This is a genomic window from Mesorhizobium sp. NPDC059025 (assembly GCF_042739655.1).
GTDB lineage: Bacteria > Pseudomonadota > Alphaproteobacteria > Rhizobiales > Rhizobiaceae > Mesorhizobium.
This window is the reverse complement of sequence record NZ_JBHYIM010000005.1, coordinates 367,359-384,924: the sequence shown is the minus strand read 5'-3', so window position 1 is coordinate 384,924 and position 17,566 is coordinate 367,359. Positions and strand designations below refer to the sequence as shown.

At 63.9% G+C, this 17,566-nt stretch carries 17 protein-coding genes; 13 read left to right on the top strand and 4 right to left on the bottom strand.

Translation table 11 applies throughout. From position 1 onward, the window contains the following. Positions 1-172: 172 nt before the first annotated feature. Positions 173-988: a helix-turn-helix domain-containing protein gene (locus ACFWYE_RS15365; RefSeq protein ID WP_379112527.1), complete on the top strand. Its 816-nt coding sequence runs from the start codon at positions 173-175 to the stop codon at positions 986-988. Between the two features lie 44 nt (positions 989-1,032). Here the strand turns inward: ACFWYE_RS15365 and ACFWYE_RS15360 are convergent, their stop codons facing one another. Beyond that, the gene (locus ACFWYE_RS15360) at positions 1,033-1,842 is read right to left on the bottom strand and encodes an SDR family oxidoreductase (RefSeq protein WP_379112453.1); all 810 of its coding nucleotides are present in this window, start codon (positions 1,840-1,842) and stop codon (positions 1,033-1,035) included. A gap of 189 nt (positions 1,843-2,031) precedes the next feature. Here ACFWYE_RS15360 and ACFWYE_RS15355 point away from each other — a divergent pair, with 189 nt between their 5' ends. The 6 genes from ACFWYE_RS15355 (at position 2,032) to ACFWYE_RS15330 (ending at position 9,241) form a co-directional block, all read left to right on the top strand. Continuing rightward, positions 2,032-2,931, top strand: a complete 900-nt coding sequence (locus ACFWYE_RS15355) for a LysR family transcriptional regulator (protein WP_379112452.1) — start codon at positions 2,032-2,034, stop codon at positions 2,929-2,931. A 177-nt stretch (positions 2,932-3,108) separates the two neighbouring features. Beyond that, positions 3,109-4,137, top strand: a complete 1,029-nt coding sequence (locus tag ACFWYE_RS15350) for a BMP family protein (RefSeq protein WP_379112450.1) — start codon at positions 3,109-3,111, stop codon at positions 4,135-4,137. Between the two features lie 269 nt (positions 4,138-4,406). Then, positions 4,407-5,945, top strand: coding sequence for an ABC transporter ATP-binding protein (locus ACFWYE_RS15345; protein WP_379112448.1), 1,539 nt, complete (start codon positions 4,407-4,409; stop codon positions 5,943-5,945). Positions 5,946-5,976: 31 nt separating this feature from the next. Then, positions 5,977-7,026: an ABC transporter permease gene (locus tag ACFWYE_RS15340; RefSeq protein WP_379112446.1), complete on the top strand. Its 1,050-nt coding sequence runs from the start codon at positions 5,977-5,979 to the stop codon at positions 7,024-7,026. Further along, positions 7,026-7,967, top strand: coding sequence for an ABC transporter permease (locus ACFWYE_RS15335; RefSeq protein WP_379112525.1), 942 nt, complete (start codon positions 7,026-7,028; stop codon positions 7,965-7,967). Before ACFWYE_RS15340 ends, ACFWYE_RS15335 begins: the two co-directional genes overlap by 1 nt. Next, positions 7,964-9,241, top strand: coding sequence for an amidohydrolase family protein (locus ACFWYE_RS15330; RefSeq protein ID WP_379112444.1), 1,278 nt, complete (start codon positions 7,964-7,966; stop codon positions 9,239-9,241). The genes ACFWYE_RS15335 and ACFWYE_RS15330 overlap by 4 nt, the downstream gene beginning before the upstream one ends. 97 nt (positions 9,242-9,338) lie before the next feature. Here ACFWYE_RS15330 and betI read toward each other — a convergent pair whose 3' ends face one another. Beyond that, positions 9,339-9,917 carry a choline-responsive transcriptional repressor BetI gene (betI, locus tag ACFWYE_RS15325; protein WP_379112442.1) on the bottom strand — a complete coding sequence of 193 codons (579 nt, stop codon included), beginning with the start codon at positions 9,915-9,917 and terminating at the stop codon, positions 9,339-9,341. Positions 9,918-10,020: 103 nt separating this feature from the next. On the opposite strand from betI, the gene choX reads away from it, so the two are divergent. From choX to ACFWYE_RS15310, 3 genes are read left to right on the top strand one after another with little or no spacing between them, the layout of a single operon-like run. Then, on the top strand, positions 10,021-10,956 hold the full coding sequence (gene choX / locus ACFWYE_RS15320) for a choline ABC transporter substrate-binding protein (RefSeq protein ID WP_379112440.1): 936 nt from the start codon (positions 10,021-10,023) through the stop codon (positions 10,954-10,956). Beyond that, positions 10,953-11,837 (top strand): alpha/beta fold hydrolase, encoded by an 885-nt coding sequence (locus tag ACFWYE_RS15315; RefSeq protein ID WP_379112438.1) that lies wholly within the window; start codon positions 10,953-10,955, stop codon positions 11,835-11,837. The genes choX and ACFWYE_RS15315 overlap by 4 nt, the downstream gene beginning before the upstream one ends. Continuing rightward, positions 11,834-12,634, top strand: a complete 801-nt coding sequence (locus tag ACFWYE_RS15310) for an MBL fold metallo-hydrolase (protein WP_379112436.1) — start codon at positions 11,834-11,836, stop codon at positions 12,632-12,634. The genes ACFWYE_RS15315 and ACFWYE_RS15310 overlap by 4 nt, the downstream gene beginning before the upstream one ends. Before the next feature lie 147 nt (positions 12,635-12,781). Here ACFWYE_RS15310 and ACFWYE_RS15305 read toward each other — a convergent pair whose 3' ends face one another. Both ACFWYE_RS15305 and ACFWYE_RS15300 read right to left on the bottom strand, forming a co-directional pair. Beyond that, positions 12,782-13,273: an SRPBCC family protein gene (locus ACFWYE_RS15305; protein WP_379112434.1), complete on the bottom strand. Its 492-nt coding sequence runs from the start codon at positions 13,271-13,273 to the stop codon at positions 12,782-12,784. Next, positions 13,270-13,644, bottom strand: a complete 375-nt coding sequence (locus ACFWYE_RS15300; protein WP_379112433.1) for an ArsR/SmtB family transcription factor — start codon at positions 13,642-13,644, stop codon at positions 13,270-13,272. The genes ACFWYE_RS15305 and ACFWYE_RS15300 overlap by 4 nt, the downstream gene beginning before the upstream one ends. A gap of 220 nt (positions 13,645-13,864) precedes the next feature. On the opposite strand from ACFWYE_RS15300, the gene kynU reads away from it, so the two are divergent. From kynU to ACFWYE_RS15285, 3 genes are all read left to right on the top strand, one after another. Continuing rightward, the gene (gene kynU / locus ACFWYE_RS15295; protein ID WP_379112431.1) at positions 13,865-15,145 is read left to right on the top strand and encodes a kynureninase; all 1,281 of its coding nucleotides are present in this window, start codon (positions 13,865-13,867) and stop codon (positions 15,143-15,145) included. A 32-nt stretch (positions 15,146-15,177) separates the two neighbouring features. Then, complete coding sequence (locus ACFWYE_RS15290) at positions 15,178-15,903, top strand: GntR family transcriptional regulator (protein WP_379112429.1); 726 nt, start codon at positions 15,178-15,180, stop codon at positions 15,901-15,903. Positions 15,904-15,981: 78 nt separating this feature from the next. Further along, entirely contained in the window at positions 15,982-17,379 is a 1,398-nt protein-coding gene (locus ACFWYE_RS15285; RefSeq protein WP_379112427.1) for an amino acid permease, read from the top strand. The last annotated feature ends 187 nt before the right edge of the window (positions 17,380-17,566 follow it).

Genomic DNA, 17,566 nt, shown 5'->3' with positions numbered 1-17,566 from the left:
GATTGCATGCGTCCCGGCTTTGCCGGCTGGCCTTCCATTTGCGCTTGGAAAGGACCGCGTTACACTGCACGCGGTTCTTCGCTCGGCGAAAGGAGCTCTCTTCTTGGTGAACGGCAAGGTAGCGAGCGATTCCTACTGGCGTACCGGCGCAAGCACGGTTGAAGCCTTCCCCATGCAATTGCAGATGTTCCACACGCATCCCGTGGTCATGGAGGCGCCGCACTGGCACGCCCAGGTCGAGGTGAACTTCATCGTGGAAGGCAAGGTCCATTACCGGATGGCCGAGCGCGAGGTTCTGCTGACGAAAGGCGATCTCTGCCTGTTCTGGGGCGGCATCCCGCATCAGATGGACTGGCGCAGCGACGACACCATCTATGCGGGCGCGCATCTGCCGCTGGTGCATTTCTTCCGGCTGAACCTGCCGACCGGCGTCCAGCAGCACCTGATGGCAGGCCAGGTGCTCCTCCTGCGCGCGACCGATCCAGCCGATTGCTGCAATTTCGAGCGCTGGAACCTCTATGCCCGATCTGGCGATGCGACGAAGGCCGCGCACGCCGTGAACGAATTGCTGCTGCGGATCGAGCGCATGCGTTTCGAGCCTTATGAGCTGCTGCCCGGCGTGGGCGCCGCAACCGCCGCCGAGGAATTCGATCAGCGCGCGCTGCCATTGGCTCTGCGTCTTTGTACCTACATCGCCGACAATTTTCGCGACGACATCGGCATCGCCGACATCGCCGCCGAATTCGCCATCCATCCGAAATACGCCATGAGCGTCTTCCGGCGCTCCACCGGCATGACCCTCAACGAGTACCTGAACCTTTTGCGCCTCAGCTACGCGCAGGCGATGCTGATGCGCGAGGAGGACGCCAACGTGCTGCACATCGCCATGGAAAGCGGCTTCGGTTCGCTGAGCGCCTTCAACAAATCGTTCCGCAGGCTGGCCGGCATGACGCCATCCAGCTTCCGGCGTGCAGGATCAACGGCCTGACCCGCGCAGGCTGTCGTGCAGCCTTCGCAGGAAAAGGCGCGGCGTCACATGTTGAACATGCGCTTCAGAGACCGCGCGAAGGTCTCGTCGTCCTGCTCGCGGCGCATGTCGATGAACATCCTGGCGTCGTTGCCGCTCGGATAACGCAGGCGCTCCGCATCGTCGGTGGCGGCCGCAAAGATCGTCTCGGCGACATCCGATGTTTCCGCCGCCGGCAGGGTGGCAAAGGCTTCCACCGTGCCCTTCACCAGCACGGCATATTCGGGCATGGACTCGTCGGAACTGAAGACAAGCGAACGGCTGCCGAAATCAGACTTGGTCATGCCCGGCTCGACGAGCTTGACCCGCACACCGATCGCACCGAGCTCGTAGGAAAGCGCCTCGGTCAGACCTTCCACCGCGAACTTGCTGCCGTGATAGAGCGAGCCCAGCGGAAACGCGACGCGACCGCCCATCGAGCTGATGTTGACGATCGTGCCGCAGCGGCGGCTGCGCATGTGCGGAAGCACCGCCCGGGTGACCGCGAGCAGGCCGACGACGTTGGTGTCGAACTGTTTGCGGATGGTTTCGAGCGACGTCGCCTCGAGCGGGCCATAAGCGCCGAAACCGGCATTGTTGATCAGGACATCGATCGAACCGAACGCGCTTATGCCTTCGGCGACGGCGTCACGGATGCTGGCTTCATCCGTCACGTCGAGGCGCAGGACCCGGACATTGTCGAGCCGGTTGAGCTCGGTCTCGCTTTCCGGCGTCCGCATCGTGGCTACAACGTTCCAGCCTCGCGCCTGAAACAGCCTGGCGGTTTCCCGGCCGATGCCGGTCGACGAGCCGGTTATGAGAACTGTCTGTGACATGCTCACTCCTTCGCCCACCGCCATTCGGCAGGCCCTGACTGCAGCCCAGGGATCGGGTCTGCGACGGGTGGCATGTAGCAATTCTGATTATGGAGATAATCTACAGGTGACGACAAGGGTCTTGAACCCAGGGTTCATAGTTGTAGGCTACCCTCCAGACACATCAAACGCTCCGGACTGGCTCAGCCGATGAATCGCGACCTGTTCGACGGACTGCCGCACTTCCTGGCAGTCGCACGCCATGGCAGTTTCACCGCTGCCGCCGAGGCGCTCGATATCAGCCCGACCGCGATGAGCAAGGCGATACGGGCGCTCGAGACGCGCTACCAGACCAGGCTCTTCCAGCGCACGACCCGGCAGGTGCGGTTGACCGAGGCCGGCGCGGAACTGTTCCAGCGCCTCGATCGCGCGGCCAACGAGATCAGCGATGCGCTCGAGGCCCTGAGCACGGCCCAGTCGGTGCCGGCAGGCACGCTGCGCCTCACCATCCCGCGAAGCGCAATGCGCTATCCGATCCAGCCGATCATCGAGCGTTTCCAGGAGCTGTATCCGAAGGTCGTGCTCGACATCTCGCTGAACGACGCGCTCGTCGATCTTGTCGCCGAAGGCTTCGATGCCGGCATCCGCCTGGGCGAGGCCATCGACAAGGACATGATCGCGGTGCGGCTGACGCCGGAAAACAGATGGGCCATCGCGGCGACACCCGACTATCTCGCCCGTTCGGGCACACCGAGGCGGCTCGAGGACCTGCCGCGGCACAAGGCCATCCTGTTCCGGTTCCCATCCTCGCGAGCGCTTCACATCTGGGAGTTCGAGCGCGGCGGAAGGACGATCCGCGTGAAGATGCCCCAGCAGTTGATCGTGGACGACCGGCTGGCGCTCGTCCGACTGGTGAAGGCCGGGATCGGGCTTGGCTATGTCCAGGAGCTGGAGGTCCATGAGGAGGTCGAACGCGGCGAACTGCAGCTCCTGTTCGCCGACCAGATCGGCAAGGATGACGGCATCTTCCTCTATTTCCCGGCGGCGACGCAGAGCCAACCGAAGTTGCGCGCCTTCATCGATGTGGTGCGGACGGTACACGCCCGATAACGGCGTCGACCTTGCATGGATCGCGGCGGCGCGACGAGCAGCTTCCTGTGGGCTTCCGCCATCTGGAAATTGCCTCGCCCGGCATCCTGTGTCATCGCCACGGCACATTGTGCTCGCGCGAGTCTCTTGGTAGTTTTGACCAAAAGATAAAAAAGCCAGCCAGGGGAACCAAGCAACATGTCGACTTCCAGCTCCTTCACGCCGTCCCGCCGCACCATCCTGAAGGGCGTCGGTGCCGGCGCCGCACTCGCCATGACCGGCGGCTTCGCCGGCCGCGCCTTCGCCGCCGATCCAATCAAGGTCGCGGCCGTCTATACGGTTCCGGTCGAGCAGCAGTGGGTGAGCCGCATCCACAAGGCGGCCAATGCCGCCAAGGAACGCGGCGACATCGAGTATGTCTTCTCGGAGAACACCGCCAACACCGATTACGAGCGCGTGCTGCGCGAATATTGCGAGGCAGGCCACAAGCTGATCCTGGGCGAAGTCTTCGGCGTCGAGGACGCGGCGCGCGCGGTCGCTGCCGATTATCCGGACGTCGCCTTCCTCGCCGGCTCCAGCTTCAAGCCCGACGCGGCGAAGGCGGCCAATTTCGCGACCTTCGACAACTACATCCAGGACGCGTCCTATCTCACTGGCCTGATCGCCGGCGCGATGACCAAGTCGAAGAACATCGGCATGGTCGGCGGCTATCCGATCCCGGAAGTGAACCGGCTGATGAATGCCTTCATCGCCGGCGTGAAGGAGAGCGCGCCCGACACCAAGTTCCAGATCGCCTTCATAGGCTCGTGGTTCGACCCGCCCAAGGCCAAGGAAACCGCCTTCGCGCAGATCGACGCCGGCGCCGACCTGCTCTACGCCGAACGTTTCGGCGTTTCGGATGCGGCCAAGGAGCGCAAGGTGCTGGCGGTCGGCAACGTCATCGACACGCAGAAGGACTATCCCGACACGGTGGTGGCTTCGGCGCTGTGGCATTTCGAGCCTACCCTCGACCACGCGATCGCGCAGGTGAAGGCCGGTGCCTTCAAGGCCGAGGACTATGGCGTCTATTCCTTCATGAAGAACGGCGGCTGCTCGCTGGCGCCGCTGGGTTCATTCGACGGCAAAGTGCCGGCAGAAGTCATGGCCAAGGTCGCCGAGAAGGAAAAGGCGATCAAGGACGGCAGCCTGACGATCGAGATCGACGACAAGGAGCCGAAGTCGAGCTGATAGGGGTCGCGATCAGGGAGTTTCGAAGACATGCAGCATCGATCTGGTGCGTCCTTCGAGGCTCGCCCGCATGGTTCTTGGCAATTTTTTCAAAGCTGTGCAGGCTCGCACCTCAGGATGAGGGCTGTCGTGCAACGGCGCCCAAAATCCAACGTGTTTCGAAGTTTCCTCTCGACCTGCCACAACGGTCCTCATCCTGAGGTGCGAGCCCGCAGGTCGGTGCAAGGCAAGCCCTGTCTTGGCCGGGCGAGCCTCGAAGGACGCACCGGATGACATCACCTTCGACCAGCTTCATCCAAAACGCTCCGGCACTCAGGCTTTCGGGCATCACCAAGCGTTTCGGTGCGCTGACCGCGAACGACGGCATTTCGTTCGAACTCCGGCAGGGCGAGGTCATCGCCCTGCTCGGCGAGAACGGCGCCGGCAAGACGACGCTGATGAACATCCTGTTCGGTCACTATGTGGCCGACGAAGGCAGCGTCGAGGTGTTCAGCAAGCCGCTGCCGCCGGGAGACCCGAAGGCGGCGCTGGCTGCCGGCGTCGGCATGGTGCACCAGCACTTCACACTGGCCGACAATATGAGCGTGATCGACAACATCGCGCTCGGCACGCAACCCTTGTTTCGGCTGAAACTCGACCGTTCGGCCGCGCGCGCCAAGATCGACCAGCTGGCCCGGGATTTCGGGCTGGCCGTCAAGGCGGATGCGCTCGTTGCCGATCTTTCGGTCGGCGAACGCCAGCGCGTCGAGATCCTCAAGGCGCTCTACCGTGACGCAAGGGTGCTGATCCTCGACGAGCCGACGGCGGTGCTGACGCCGACCGAAACGGAGGCGCTGTTCAAGACGCTGAAACTGCTGGTGGCCAAGGGCCTGTCGGTGATCTTCATCTCGCACAAGCTGAACGAGGTGATGATGGCGAGCGATCGCGTGCTGGTGCTGCGCGCCGGCAAGCTGTCGGGCGAGCGCCGTACAGGCGAGACCAATCGCCACGAGCTGGCCGCCCTGATGGTGGGGCGCGAAGTGACGCCACCTGTCGTGGCCAAAGTCGAGCGCGGGGCGTTGCTCTATGAGCTGAAGGGGGTCTCGACCGCACGGCGCGCCCACGGCACGGCGCTGCAGGACATCGAACTCGCGCTGCATGGCGGCGAGATCACCGGCGTCGCCGGCGTTTCGGGCAACGGCCAGGCCGCGCTGGCCGGGCTGCTCGCCGGCATGGAGGCGCCGGTGTCGGGCACGGTGCGGGTCAACGGCACCACCGTGACGACATGGTCGCCGCTGGCGGCATTGCAAGCCGGCATCGCCCGCGTGCCGGAGGACCGGCACAGACAAGGCGCCATCGCCGACATGAGCGTCAGCGAGAACGTGATCGCCGAGCGCTATCGCGATCGCCGCTTCAGCCGCGGCGGGCTTGTCGACTGGGCGGCCGCGCGTACCTTCGCGCAGTCGATCATCGACGACTATGAAGTGAAGTGCCCCTCGCCCGAGGCGCGCATCCGGCTGCTTTCGGGCGGCAACATGCAGAAGCTGATCCTCGGCCGCGCGCTCGACCCCGACCCCTCAGTCATCCTCGCCAACCAGCCCTCGCGCGGGCTCGATGTCGGGGCCGTCGCCTATGTGCATTCCAGGCTGCTCGAGGCGCGTGCACGCGGCGCCGCCGTGCTGCTGGTCTCTGAGGACCTGGAGGAACTGCTGGCGCTATCCGACCGCATCGTGGTGATCTCGGAAGGGCGGCTGTCGAAGCCGTCGGCGCGCGGCGAACTCACCATCAGGCAGATCGGCGCCATGATGGCCGGGCACGAGGCGGCCTAGGCAATGAACTCCTGCTTCAGCGGACGGCACCATGCGGCTTGAACCTAAACCAGCGCCGTCGCTGGCGATGTCGATCCTTTACCCGGCTGCGGCGATCGCGGTGACGTTCGTGATCGCCGGCGTGCTGGTGATGCTGGCAGGCGCCAATCCGTTCTCGGTGTTCCGGCTGGTGCTGAAAGGTGCGGCCGGTTCGCAATTCGCGATCCTGGAAACGCTGACGCGCGCGACGCCGCTGATCTTCACCGGCCTTGCCGTTGCCGTCGCCTTCCGCGCCAGGCTGTGGAACATCGGCGCGGAAGCGCAGCTCTATATGGGCGCCATCATCACGGTGGTGCTGGGTACCGGGGCGCTGCCGCTGCCGGCGATCATCCTGGTGCCGCTGGTGATGCTGGCGGCACTCATCGGCGGCGCGCTGCTGCTGGCCGGGCCGGCCTGGCTGAAGCTGCGCTTCGGCGTCGACGAGGTGGTGACGACACTGCTGCTCAACTTCATCGTGCTGCTGTTCGTCTCCATGCTGCTGGAAGGCGTTCTGAAGGATCCGATGGCGCTCGGCTGGCCGCAATCGCCCAAGATCATCGCCGAGGCGCAGCTGCCGCGCGTCATCACCGGCAAGCGCCTGCATTATGGTTTCGTCATCGCGGTGGCGCTGGCCGTCGGCCTGTGGTTCGTGATGAAGAAGACCGTGCTCGGCTACGAGATGCGCGCCGTCGGCCACAATGCCGAGGCCGCGCGCTTCCTCGGCATGCCGGTCAACGGCGTGCTGATGAAGACGGCGCTGCTGTCCGGCGGCATCGCGGCGCTTGGCGGCTTCTCCGAGGTCGCCGGTCTCAAGGGCAGCCTGACGCTCGATCTGTCGCCAGGCTTCGGTTACACCGGCATCGTCGTCGCCATGCTTGCCATGCTGAACCCGATCGGCGTGGTGTTTTCGGCGATCTTCGTCGCCGGCATCTTCGTCGGCGCGGCCGCCATGAGCCGCAGCGCCGGCGTGCCGAGCTACATTGCCGACGTGATGGTGGCGACCTCGCTGCTGACCATGGTGACGGCGATCATGCTGTCGAGATACCGGGTGAAGTGGAAATGATGGACGCCGTCGAGATCCTCTTCACCGCCAGCTTCTGGGTCGCCGCTATCCGCATCGCCTCGCCGCTGATCTTCGCCACCATGGGCGAACTGATCTGCGAGCGCGCCGGCGTGCTCAATCTCGGCATCGAGGGCATCATGACCGCCGGCGCATTCGCCGGCTGGTTCACCGTCTATATGGGCGGGGACCTGTGGACCGGCGTGCTGGTCGCCGCTCTGGTCGGCATGGCCTTCGGCCTGTTGCACTCGCTGCTCACCGTGCCGCTCGGCCTGTCGCAGCATGTCGTCGGCATCGGCGTGACGCTGCTGGCGACAAGCCTGACCTATTATGTCTACCGACTGGCCCTGCCCGAAGTGACCTCGCCACCGAAGATCGAGCCGTTCCAGCCCTGGGCAGTACCCGGCCTGTCGAAACTGCCGGTGGTCGGCGAAGCGCTGTTCACGCAGACGCCGCTGACCTATCTCGCCTTCATCCTGGTGATCGTCGTCGCCTGGGGGCTGTACCGCACGCCGCTCGGCCTTGCCGTGCGCGCGGTCGGTGAAAACCCGGGTGCCGTTGAGGCGCAAGGCATCTCGGTTACCGCCGTGCGCATGGGCGCGGTGATGGCCGGCAGCGCGCTGATGGCAATCGGCGGCGCCTTCCTGACCATGTCGGCGTTCAACTCGTTCTTCTTCAACATGATCAACGGGCGCGGCTGGGTCTGCATCGCACTGGTGGTGTTCGGCTCGTGGCGACCCGGCAAGGCACTGCTCGGCGCGATCCTGTTCGCCGCCTTCGACGCCTACCAGATCCGCCTGCAGCAGCTCTCCGGCGGCATGGTTCCCTACCAGGTGTTCCTGATGCTGCCCTATGCGCTTTCGATCCTTGCCCTCATTGTGGTTGCAAGGCGGGCGACCTATCCAAAGGCGCTCATGGTCCCCTACCAGAAAGGCGAGCGATGAATTTCGACCTGATCGTCAAGACGGCAACGCTGGCTGATGGCCGCGTCGCGGACATCGCCATCCAGGGCGACAGGATCGCGGCGATCGAGCCGAAGATCGAGGCCGAAGCCGGCCGCGTCATCGACGCCACCGGCAATCTGGTGTCGGCGCCTTTCGTCGATCCGCATTTCCATATGGACGCCACGCTGTCCTACGGCATTCCGCGCATCAACGCCTCGGGCACGCTGCTCGAAGGCATCTCCCTGTGGGGTGAGCTGAAGCCGCTGCTGACGCATGAGGCGGTGAAGCAGCGCGCGCTCGCCTATTGCGATTGGGCGGTGTCGATGGGACTGCTCGCCATCCGCACGCATGTCGACACCTGCGACGACCGCCTGCTGGCCGTCGAAGCGCTGCTGGAGGTGAAGAAGGAGGTCGCGCCCTATATCGACCTGCAACTCGTCGCCTTCCCGCAGGACGGGCTCTACCGCGCGCCCAACGCGCGCGAAAACACCATCCGCGCGCTCGATCTCGGCGCCGACATCGTCGGCGGCATTCCGCATTTCGAGCGCACCATGGAAGACGGACGGCGCTCGCTGACCGAGCTCTGCGAGATCGCCGCCCAGCGCGGACTGATGGTCGACATCCATTGCGACGAAACCGACGATCCGCTGTCACGCCATATCGAGCAGCTGGCCTATGAAACGCAGCGGCTCGGCCTGCAGGGCCGCGTCGCCGGCTCGCACCTAACCTCGATGCATTCGATGGACAACTACTACGTCTCGAAGCTGATCCCGCTGATCGCCGAAGCGCAGGTGTCGGCCATCCCCAATCCGCTGATCAACATCATGCTGCAGGGCCGCCACGACAGCTATCCGAAGCGGCGCGGCATGACGCGCGTGCCGGAGATGCTGAAGGCCGGCATCCGCGTCGGCTGGGGCCAGGACTGCGTGCTCGACCCGTGGTATTCGCTGGGCACCGCCGACATGCTGGACGTCGCCTTCATGGGCCTGCATGTGGCGCAGATGTCATCGCCCGCCGACATGGCGCGCTGCTTCGACATGGTCACCAGCGTCAACGCCGCCATCATGGGGCTGGATCATCTCGGCATCGAAGTCGGCAAGACCGCCTCGATGGTGATGCTGGATGCCGGCAACCCGATCGAGGCGCTGCGGCTGCGCGCCGAACGGCTGTGCGTGATCGCCAGGGGCAAGGTGGTGGCCGAACGGCCCAAGCGCGACATGGCGCTGAACATCGCCGGGCGGCCGTCGAGCATCAACCGGCGGCACAAGGCCTGACGCAAAGGGTGCGAGCGCTTTCAAGAAAGCTGGAAACGCTCTTTGTTTTCAAACAATTCCGGACGGAAAACCGCTATGCGCTTTTCCTGGAATTGCTCTAGGATCTCAGCCGCGCCGCAACGAAATCCCTGACCTGCGCAACGGCCTGCTCGCGGGAGATGCTGCCGGGCTGCAGCCCCAGCCTCAGCCAGAGGCCATCGATCAGGGCCGTAACGCCTAGCGCAACCTCTTCTGCCAGCGCGGCGGGAGCGAGCTGCCGCAACGCCGACATCAGATTAGAACGCATGCGGGCATGAAGCACGGTCTGGATGCGGGCCAGGTTTTCGTCGCGCGGGACCTCGGCGCACAGTGAAAGCCAGGCGTGGCAGACAGACGGCTGGAAGAGGTGCGGTTCGAAATTGCCTTCGATCACCGCATCCAGCCTTTCGGCCGAGGTGCGCGCGCGCCGCAGCCTGACGATCACCGCGTCCCGCAACACGGCGTTGGCCTCGCGCATCGCGTGCTCGAACAACTCCTGCTTGCTGCGAAAATAGTGCAGCACGATGCCCTTGGATGCGCCGGCCTGCGCGGCGACCTTCTCCAGGGTCGTCCCGGCGGCACCCTCCTGCTGCAGGACCGCAAAGGCCGCCTGCCGCAATTCCCTGCGGCGGATGTCGCTGATGCGTGTGAGTTTCAAAATCCACTCCCGGTTCCGCGGGCATATTGACAGCGCCGTCCCATCAGATCAAGAATTGACCTATGGGACAATAAACATACCAATGGGTCAAAGGGAGATTGCCATGCACGGGTTCAAGGGTGTCGCTTCGTTTTTCGCCCTGGCGTTTTCAACGGGAGTCGCGATTGCCGGCGATGCGGATTCCTGCCGCACCGTGCGCATGGCGGAGCCGGGATGGAACGACCTTGCGTTCACCACCGGGGTGGCCAACGTCGTCCTCGACGCACTCGGCTACACGCCGAAGAGCGACATTCTGGGGATCAACGTCATCTACGAAGGCATGAAGAACAACGATCTCGATGTCTTCCTGGGCTACTGGAACCCGGCCATGGTCAGCTATTTCGATCCGTACAGGAAAGACGGTTCGATCGACACCGTGCGCGTCAACCTGACCGGCGCCAAATACACCTTTGCCGTGCCGACCTATGTCTGGGAGGCCGGCGTCAAGGACTTCAAGGACCTGAGCAAGTTCGCCGATATGTTCGAGCATCAGATGTACGGCATCGAGCCCGGTTCCAACCAGCTCATGCTCGATGCGATCGCCGACCCCGCACTCGACCTGAAGGGCTGGAAGGTGGTGGAGTCCAGCGAGGCCGGGATGCTTTCGGAGGTCGGCTACAAGATCAAGGAGAAGAAGTTCATCGTCTTCCAGGGATGGGCGCCGCACCCCATGAACACGATGTATGATTTCAAGTACCTCACCGGAGGCGACAAATATTACGGCCCGGACTTCGGTGCCGCGACCGTGTCGACGCAGACCCGCAAGGGCTACGCCGATGAATGCCCCAATGTCGGGCAACTCCTCAACAACCTCGCCTTCGACATCGATTTCGAAAATGCGGGCATGGGCTACCTGATCAACGATGGCATGCAGCCGCAGGATGCCGGCCTGAAGGCCATCAGGCAGAGCCCGGAAAAGCTGGCTGCATGGCTGGCGGGCGTCACCACGTTCGACGGCAAGCCCGGGTTGGAAGCCGTCAAGGCAAAGCTCGGCCTGTGAGCACTTCCGTCGAACAGGACAGCTGGGCTGGCCGCAAGCGCCAGCTTCCCTTGCAGGACGGAACGGTTGCATTCGTCGAAGAAGCCGGCATCGAGCCGGCTGTCGTGCTGGTGCACGGCTTCACCGACACCAGCCGCAGCTTCTCCCTGCTGATGCCGCACCTGGCCGGGCATCGGCTGCTGATCCCGGACCTGCGCAACCATGGCGGCTCGTTCGGCGCGGAGCCAGACGGACTGGGCTGCTTCGCGTCTGACCTGATCGCGCTGGTCATGGCGAAGGATCTGCATCGCCCGGTTCTCGTCGGACACTCGCTCGGCGCGATGGTCGCGATAGAGGCTTGCGCGGCGGCGCCCGGCCTGTTCGGGGCGCTCGTTCTCATCGGCTGCTCACTGCGCCCGCGGATCGGAGACGGGCATCCGGTCACCGCCGGCCTGAAGGCACTGCGCGATCCCATCCACCCCACGGATCCATTCTTCGACTATTGGCACCATTGCCGGGAGGACGTGCCCAAAGCCTTCCTTGAAAAAATTGCGCAGGAGGCATCCAAGATGCCCGCCGCCCGCTGGCGCTCGATGCTGGAACTGATCCGACGTGTCGACCTCACCTCCAGGGTACACGCGCGCGGCGGCATCGAAACCGTCCTCGTCAATGGCGTCCAAGATACGCTCTTCGGCAGCCGCGACCGCGCGGCATTGGTCTCGGCACTGCCCGAAGCGACGGTCGTCGATCTGCCGCTCGCGGGGCACAACCCGCATTGGGAGGAACCCTCGCGGGTCGCGGCGGCGATCTGCAACTGCGCCAAGGGGAAAGCTGGCACACTGAAATCCGGACAAGACGTTGTAAAAGCCAGGATATCAAAACCGCGACGGGGTGCAGCATGAAGATCCTTTCCCACAGCGTCGACGTGCTGGCTGCGACATCCGGGGGATGGCGCATCTGGTCGCTTTCCGACGGCTATGTCGACATGGAGGCAGCTCTGTTGAGGGACGCCAGCGACAATCCCTTTCCTGCGATCGTGCAGGCCGAGGATCGGGTTCGCCTTTCCGTCAATTGTTTCGTCGTCGCGAGCCCCGATGGTCAAAGCGTCCTGATCGATTGCGGCGCCGGCGGCAGCTGGGAGCCGACCATGGGCAGGCTTGAGAAGGTGATGATGCGAGCCGGGATCGACCCGGCTTCGATCACGACCATGGCAGCCACGCACGCGCACGAAGACCATGTCAGCGGCCTGCTGACGCCGCATGGCCACGCGCTCTTGCCGAAACTGGAGGCGATCGTGATTGGCGAAGACGCCGTCAAGGGCTTCCTTGCAAAGACGCATCTCGCGGCATTCCGGCCTCTGCTGAAGCCCGTGCGGGACGGCGACCGGCTGGAGAGCGGACTTCAGGTGGTGGCGCTGCGCGGCCATGCTCCAGGCCATGTCGGCTACGCCCTCAGGACCGATGAAGACCATTTCCTGTTCTTCGGCGATGTCGTGCATGTTCCGGCACTGCAGTTTGCCGACCCGACACTCAGCTGGGGCTATGACGACGACCAGATCACAGCGCGCGCGACACGGTCGAAGATCCTGCGGCAGGCGGCAAGCCAAGGAACCTGGATCGCCGGCGCGCATCTCGGCAGGCCAGGGATGGGCCGGCTGAAGTCCGAAGAAGCATCCTACATCTACGAACCGGCAGCCTAGCGAAGCTGCGTGGTACCTGGCCGGTGCCGAGCCAATCCGGCGCAAGGTACACCTTTCGGCAGGAGTGGCCGGGGCCAGCACAACGACGTGCAGGCCCCGGCCCAGGCAATCAATTCGATCTGGCTGGCAGCCACGATCGAACCGCTGTCAACCGGCCATGCGGCCGGCCTTGATATACTCCACCATCTGCGACACGACGGTGCCCCAGCCGTCGTGGAAGCCCATTTCCTCGTGCTTCTGGCGGCTGGCTTCCTCGCCATGGATGGCGATGGCGCGGTAGCGCGTACCCTTGCCGTTGCTGGCAAAATCCAGCACCGCGGTGAAGAACGGATTGGGCGATGGCCGATAGCCGCCGAGCAGCGTGTCGGTGGTGACCAGGCGCTCGAACGACTTCACTTCGAGATAGCAGCCGCTGTTGGGGAACTCCTGGCCTTCGGGCGAACGCATGGTGAAGTTCATGGCGCCGCCGGGGCGCACGTCCAGATCGCAAGCGGTGATCGTCCAGGGTTTCGGAACGAACCAGTGGCGCAGATGCTCCGCCGTCGTCCAGGCATGCCAGACGAGTTCCACCGGCACATCGAGCTCGCGTTCCAGAACGAGGTCGAGCTTCGGGTCGACCGTGATCTTGGGCAATGTCATATGGTACCTTCCTCCTTCAGTTTGAGCAGATAGCTGTCCAGCCGATCGAGCCGGCGTTCCCAGAGATTGCGCTGGCGGCCGAGCCAATCCTCGGCAAGTCTCAGCTGATCGGCCGCCAGTTCGTAGGTCCTCACCCGCCCGGCCTTGTGCGAACGCACCAGGCCGCTTCCCTCCAGCACCTTCAGATGCTCGACGAAGGACGGCAGCGCCATGCCATAAGGCGCGGCTAGCTCGCTCACCGAAGCGGGCTGCGCGGAGAGCCGCTCGAGGACATTGCGACGCGTCGGATCCGACAGCGCGCGAAAGATACGATCCACGACTGCTGGATCGGGCATATGAGGCGGCGTGGCGCCAAGTGCTTGCGGTGTCATGTCTCTGCCCCTCGGGAAGCCTGCGGAGGCCTGCAACGGGGCGCTTGATAACCCGATAAAATACTTAGGTCAAATCCTTAGTTTTTGATGCTGAACGGTACCGTCGTCAACGATGATGGACGATCAATCATAAAATTTATAAATTTCTTGCTATTTGCAAAATATGAGTCATTTTGCACGGGCTCTATCGGGGCGGGACGGATAAACGGAAAGATCAGGAATGACCGGAACGGGTGCAGCGGCGCTTCAGGAGCGCCTGTCCATCGATCGCGCGGCGTGCGTGGAGCTGGATGGAAAAGACGAACTGGCGCCGTTCCGGGATCGCTTCGACCTGCCGCAGGGCCTCATCTATCTCGACGGGAATTCTCTCGGCGCCATGCCGCGCACGGTGCCGTCGGCCTTGACCGAGGCTGCGACACAGGGCTGGGGGCAGCAGCTGATCCGCAGCTGGAACGAACGCGACTGGCACAATCTGCCGCTGCAGGCGGGTGACCGGCTCGCAGGTCTTCTCGGTGCGGCACCGGGCGAGGTCCTGGTCGGGGATTCCACCTCGATCAACCTCTACAAGGTGCTGTACGCTGCCCTGTCGCTGAGAGCAGACCGCAAGACCATCATTTCCGAGCGCAACAACTTCCCGACGGACCTCTATGTCGTCCAGGGCATGCAACGGACGCTTTTTCCCGACCACGCCATGGTGCTTGCCGAGGACGACGACGACAGCGTGCTGTCGCTGCTCGGAACCGACACGGCGGTGGTGAGCCTGTCCCATGTCAATTATCGCACCGGCCGGCTGCGCGACATGAAACGCATCACCCAGGCAGCCCACGCCAACGGCGCGCTGGTGGTCTGGGACATGTGCCATTCGGTCGGCGCCCTTGCCGTCGATCTCAATAGCGCCAAGGTCGATTTCGCGGTCGGGTGCACCTACAAATACCTGAATGCCGGTCCCGGCGGCCCGGCCTGGCTTTATGCCGCCGCCCGCCATCTGCCGCTGGTGGAAAGCCCCCTGACCGGCTGGCATGGGCACAGGACGCCCTTTGCCTTCGACGGCACCTATGCGCCGGCTGCCACCATCGAGAAGTTCCGCGTCGGCACGCCGCCGATCCTTTCCTACCTGCCGCTGCTGGAGAGCCTGAAGATCTTCCAGGACCTCGACATGGCAAAACTGCGTGCCAAGTCGCTGCGGCTGACCGACCTGTTCATCGAGCTTGTCGACACCGAGCTGGCCGATTTCGACTTCGAGGTGGTGACGCCGCGAGACCACGCCGAGCGTGGCAGCCAGGTTGCGCTGACCCACGACCACGGCTGGCCGATCATGCAGGCCCTGATCGATGCCGGCGTCATCGGCGATTTCCGCGCCCCCGACATCCTGCGCTTCGGTTTCACGCCGCTCTACGTCACCCATGCCGACGTGTGGGACGCGGCCATGACGCTGGCCGACATCATGCGCAGCGGGCGCTGGCGCGAGCCGCGCTTCGCGGAACGCAAGCTGGTGACGTGACGCCTGTTTTGAATTCGGGATGGAGACAGCTGATGACGATGAGCAAGATCGAACTGGCGGTTCCGCGGCGTTCGGAAGTCTACGATGACGTGCGTGCGCTGGTCATCAGCTCGACCCTGACCCCCAACACGCGGATCCGGGTCGAGGAAATCGCGAAACGCGTGGACGCCGGCACCACCCCGGTGCGGGAAGCGCTGTTCCAGCTTTCCGCCGAAGGGCTGGTGACAGTCAACCACCAGAAAGGCTTCTGGCAACCGGCGATCGACCCGGTCGAACTGCGGCATCTGATCGACACGAAGACCGCGCTCGAGCAGCTGATCTTGCGGGATTCGCCCGAACACTGGAACGACAAGCACGAACAGGACCTCGTTGTCATCTTCCACCAGTTCAGGAAAATGGACACGCTGTCGCCGCTGGGCAGCTATGAGAGCAACCGCCTGTGGCTCGAAGGGCACCGGCGCCTGCACCTCGCCCTGCTGGCAGGATCGACCAACAACCCTGCCCTGCACATGGTCGACATCCTGAACACCAACACGGATCGCTATCGCTGCTACATCATGGGCGGCTGGCTGGAACAGACCGGCTCTACCGACCTCGTCGACGAGGTCCAGACGATGAACACGGTCGACGCGCATCTCGAACTCTACGAGCTCGCCATGGCGCGCGATTTCGCGGCGCTGGCCGCTGCTCTCGCCGCGCACAATGCCGAGGCCCACGCCCTGCTCGACAAGGCGCTCGAACGGCTTCTCAACGGCTGACCGGCCGGCGCCGCCAGACAGGTTTCCCGAGGGACACGAACACCAGAAATCCAACAACGATCGAATGGGGAGGAAACCATGGACACGATCGAAAACGCAGTGAAACGAGAGGGAGGGTTGAGCCGCAAGCTGACCGCCAGCCAGATGGCGATGATCAGCATCGGCGGCGCCATCGGCACGGGGCTCTTCCTCGGCAGCAAATTCGCGATCGGCCTGGCCGGGCCAAGCGTGATCATCTCCTATATCATCGGCGGCGTCGTCGCGCTGCTGATCATGGGCTGCCTGGCCGAGATGACGACGGCACAGCCGACGTCCGGCGCCTTCGGCACCTATGCCGAATGCTACATCAACCCCTTTGCCGGCTACCTTGTCCGCTATTGCTACTGGATCAGCCTCGTCCTGGCTGTCGGCCTCGAAATCAGCGCCGTCGGCGAATACATGACCTACTGGTTTCCGACCTCGGCGCCCTGGTTCTGGGTCGCGGCGTTCTCGGCGATCCTGATCGGTGTGAACGTGGCGAGCGTCAAAGCCTTCGGCACGATCGAATACCTGTTCTCGTCAACCAAGATCATCGCCATCCTCGCCTTCATCCTGGTGGCAGCCTACATCCTGTTCGCCGCGCCGCCGGAGGGGGCGGGTTTCGCCAATTACACCCAGCATGGCGGCTTCATGCCCAACGGCTCGTGGGGCATGTGGCAGGCCGTGATGGTTTCCATCTTCAGCTATCTCAGCATCGAGATGATCGCCGTCACCGCCGGTGAGGCCGACAATCCCCAGCAGGCCGTGCGCCGCGCTTTCTGGACAACGATCATTCGCCTGACGCTGTTCTATCTGCTGACGCTGTCGCTGATGCTCGCCCTCGTTCCCTGGACCGATATCGGCACCGGCGGCAGCCCTTTCGTGAAGGTGATGGAACTTCTCGGCATCTCCGGCGGCGGAGGCATCATGAACTTCGTCATCCTGATCGCCGCGCTATCGGCGATGAACAGCCAGCTCTATACCGCGTCGCGCATGCTGTTCAGCCTGTCGAGAGGCGGCCTGGCGCCACGCGTCTTCGGCACCATCAGCGCGCGCGGCATCCCGGTGAACGCGCTGGCCATTTCCTGCGTCGGCATCGCCATTGCCACGGCAATCAATGTGCGCTGGCCGGAAGACGCATTCCTGACGATGCTGTCCCTGTCGAGCTTCGGCGCGATGTTCACATGGCTGATGATCTTCGTGTCGCACTACTTCTTCCGGCTGCAATGGGAGCGGGAGGGTCGGCCGGTCCCGTCATTCCGCTTCCTCGGTTTTCCGTGGCTGACGCTGCTCGGCGCCTTCACCATGGTCGCCATCATGGTGAGCACACTGTTCTCGGAACCGTTCCGGCTGACCCTCATCGCCGGCGTGCCGTTCCTCGTGCTCCTGTCGGCAAGCTATCCGTTCGTGCGCAAGCGGCTGCAGACAGGGCTCGTCGCTTCGGCGAATCCCGGGTAAAAACAATCCCTTGCATGCATGGCCGTGGTGCGGAATCGCCACGGCCACTTCTGCTTTGCCAATGCCCTACACACCACGTTTGCTGCGTGGAAGGCCCCATGATGGCCAGCACAACTCCTGCCCGATTACCATCCTGCGTCTTAAAATGCTTCACCAAAAGCAGGTCTAATCTCTTGCGTCCAAGTCA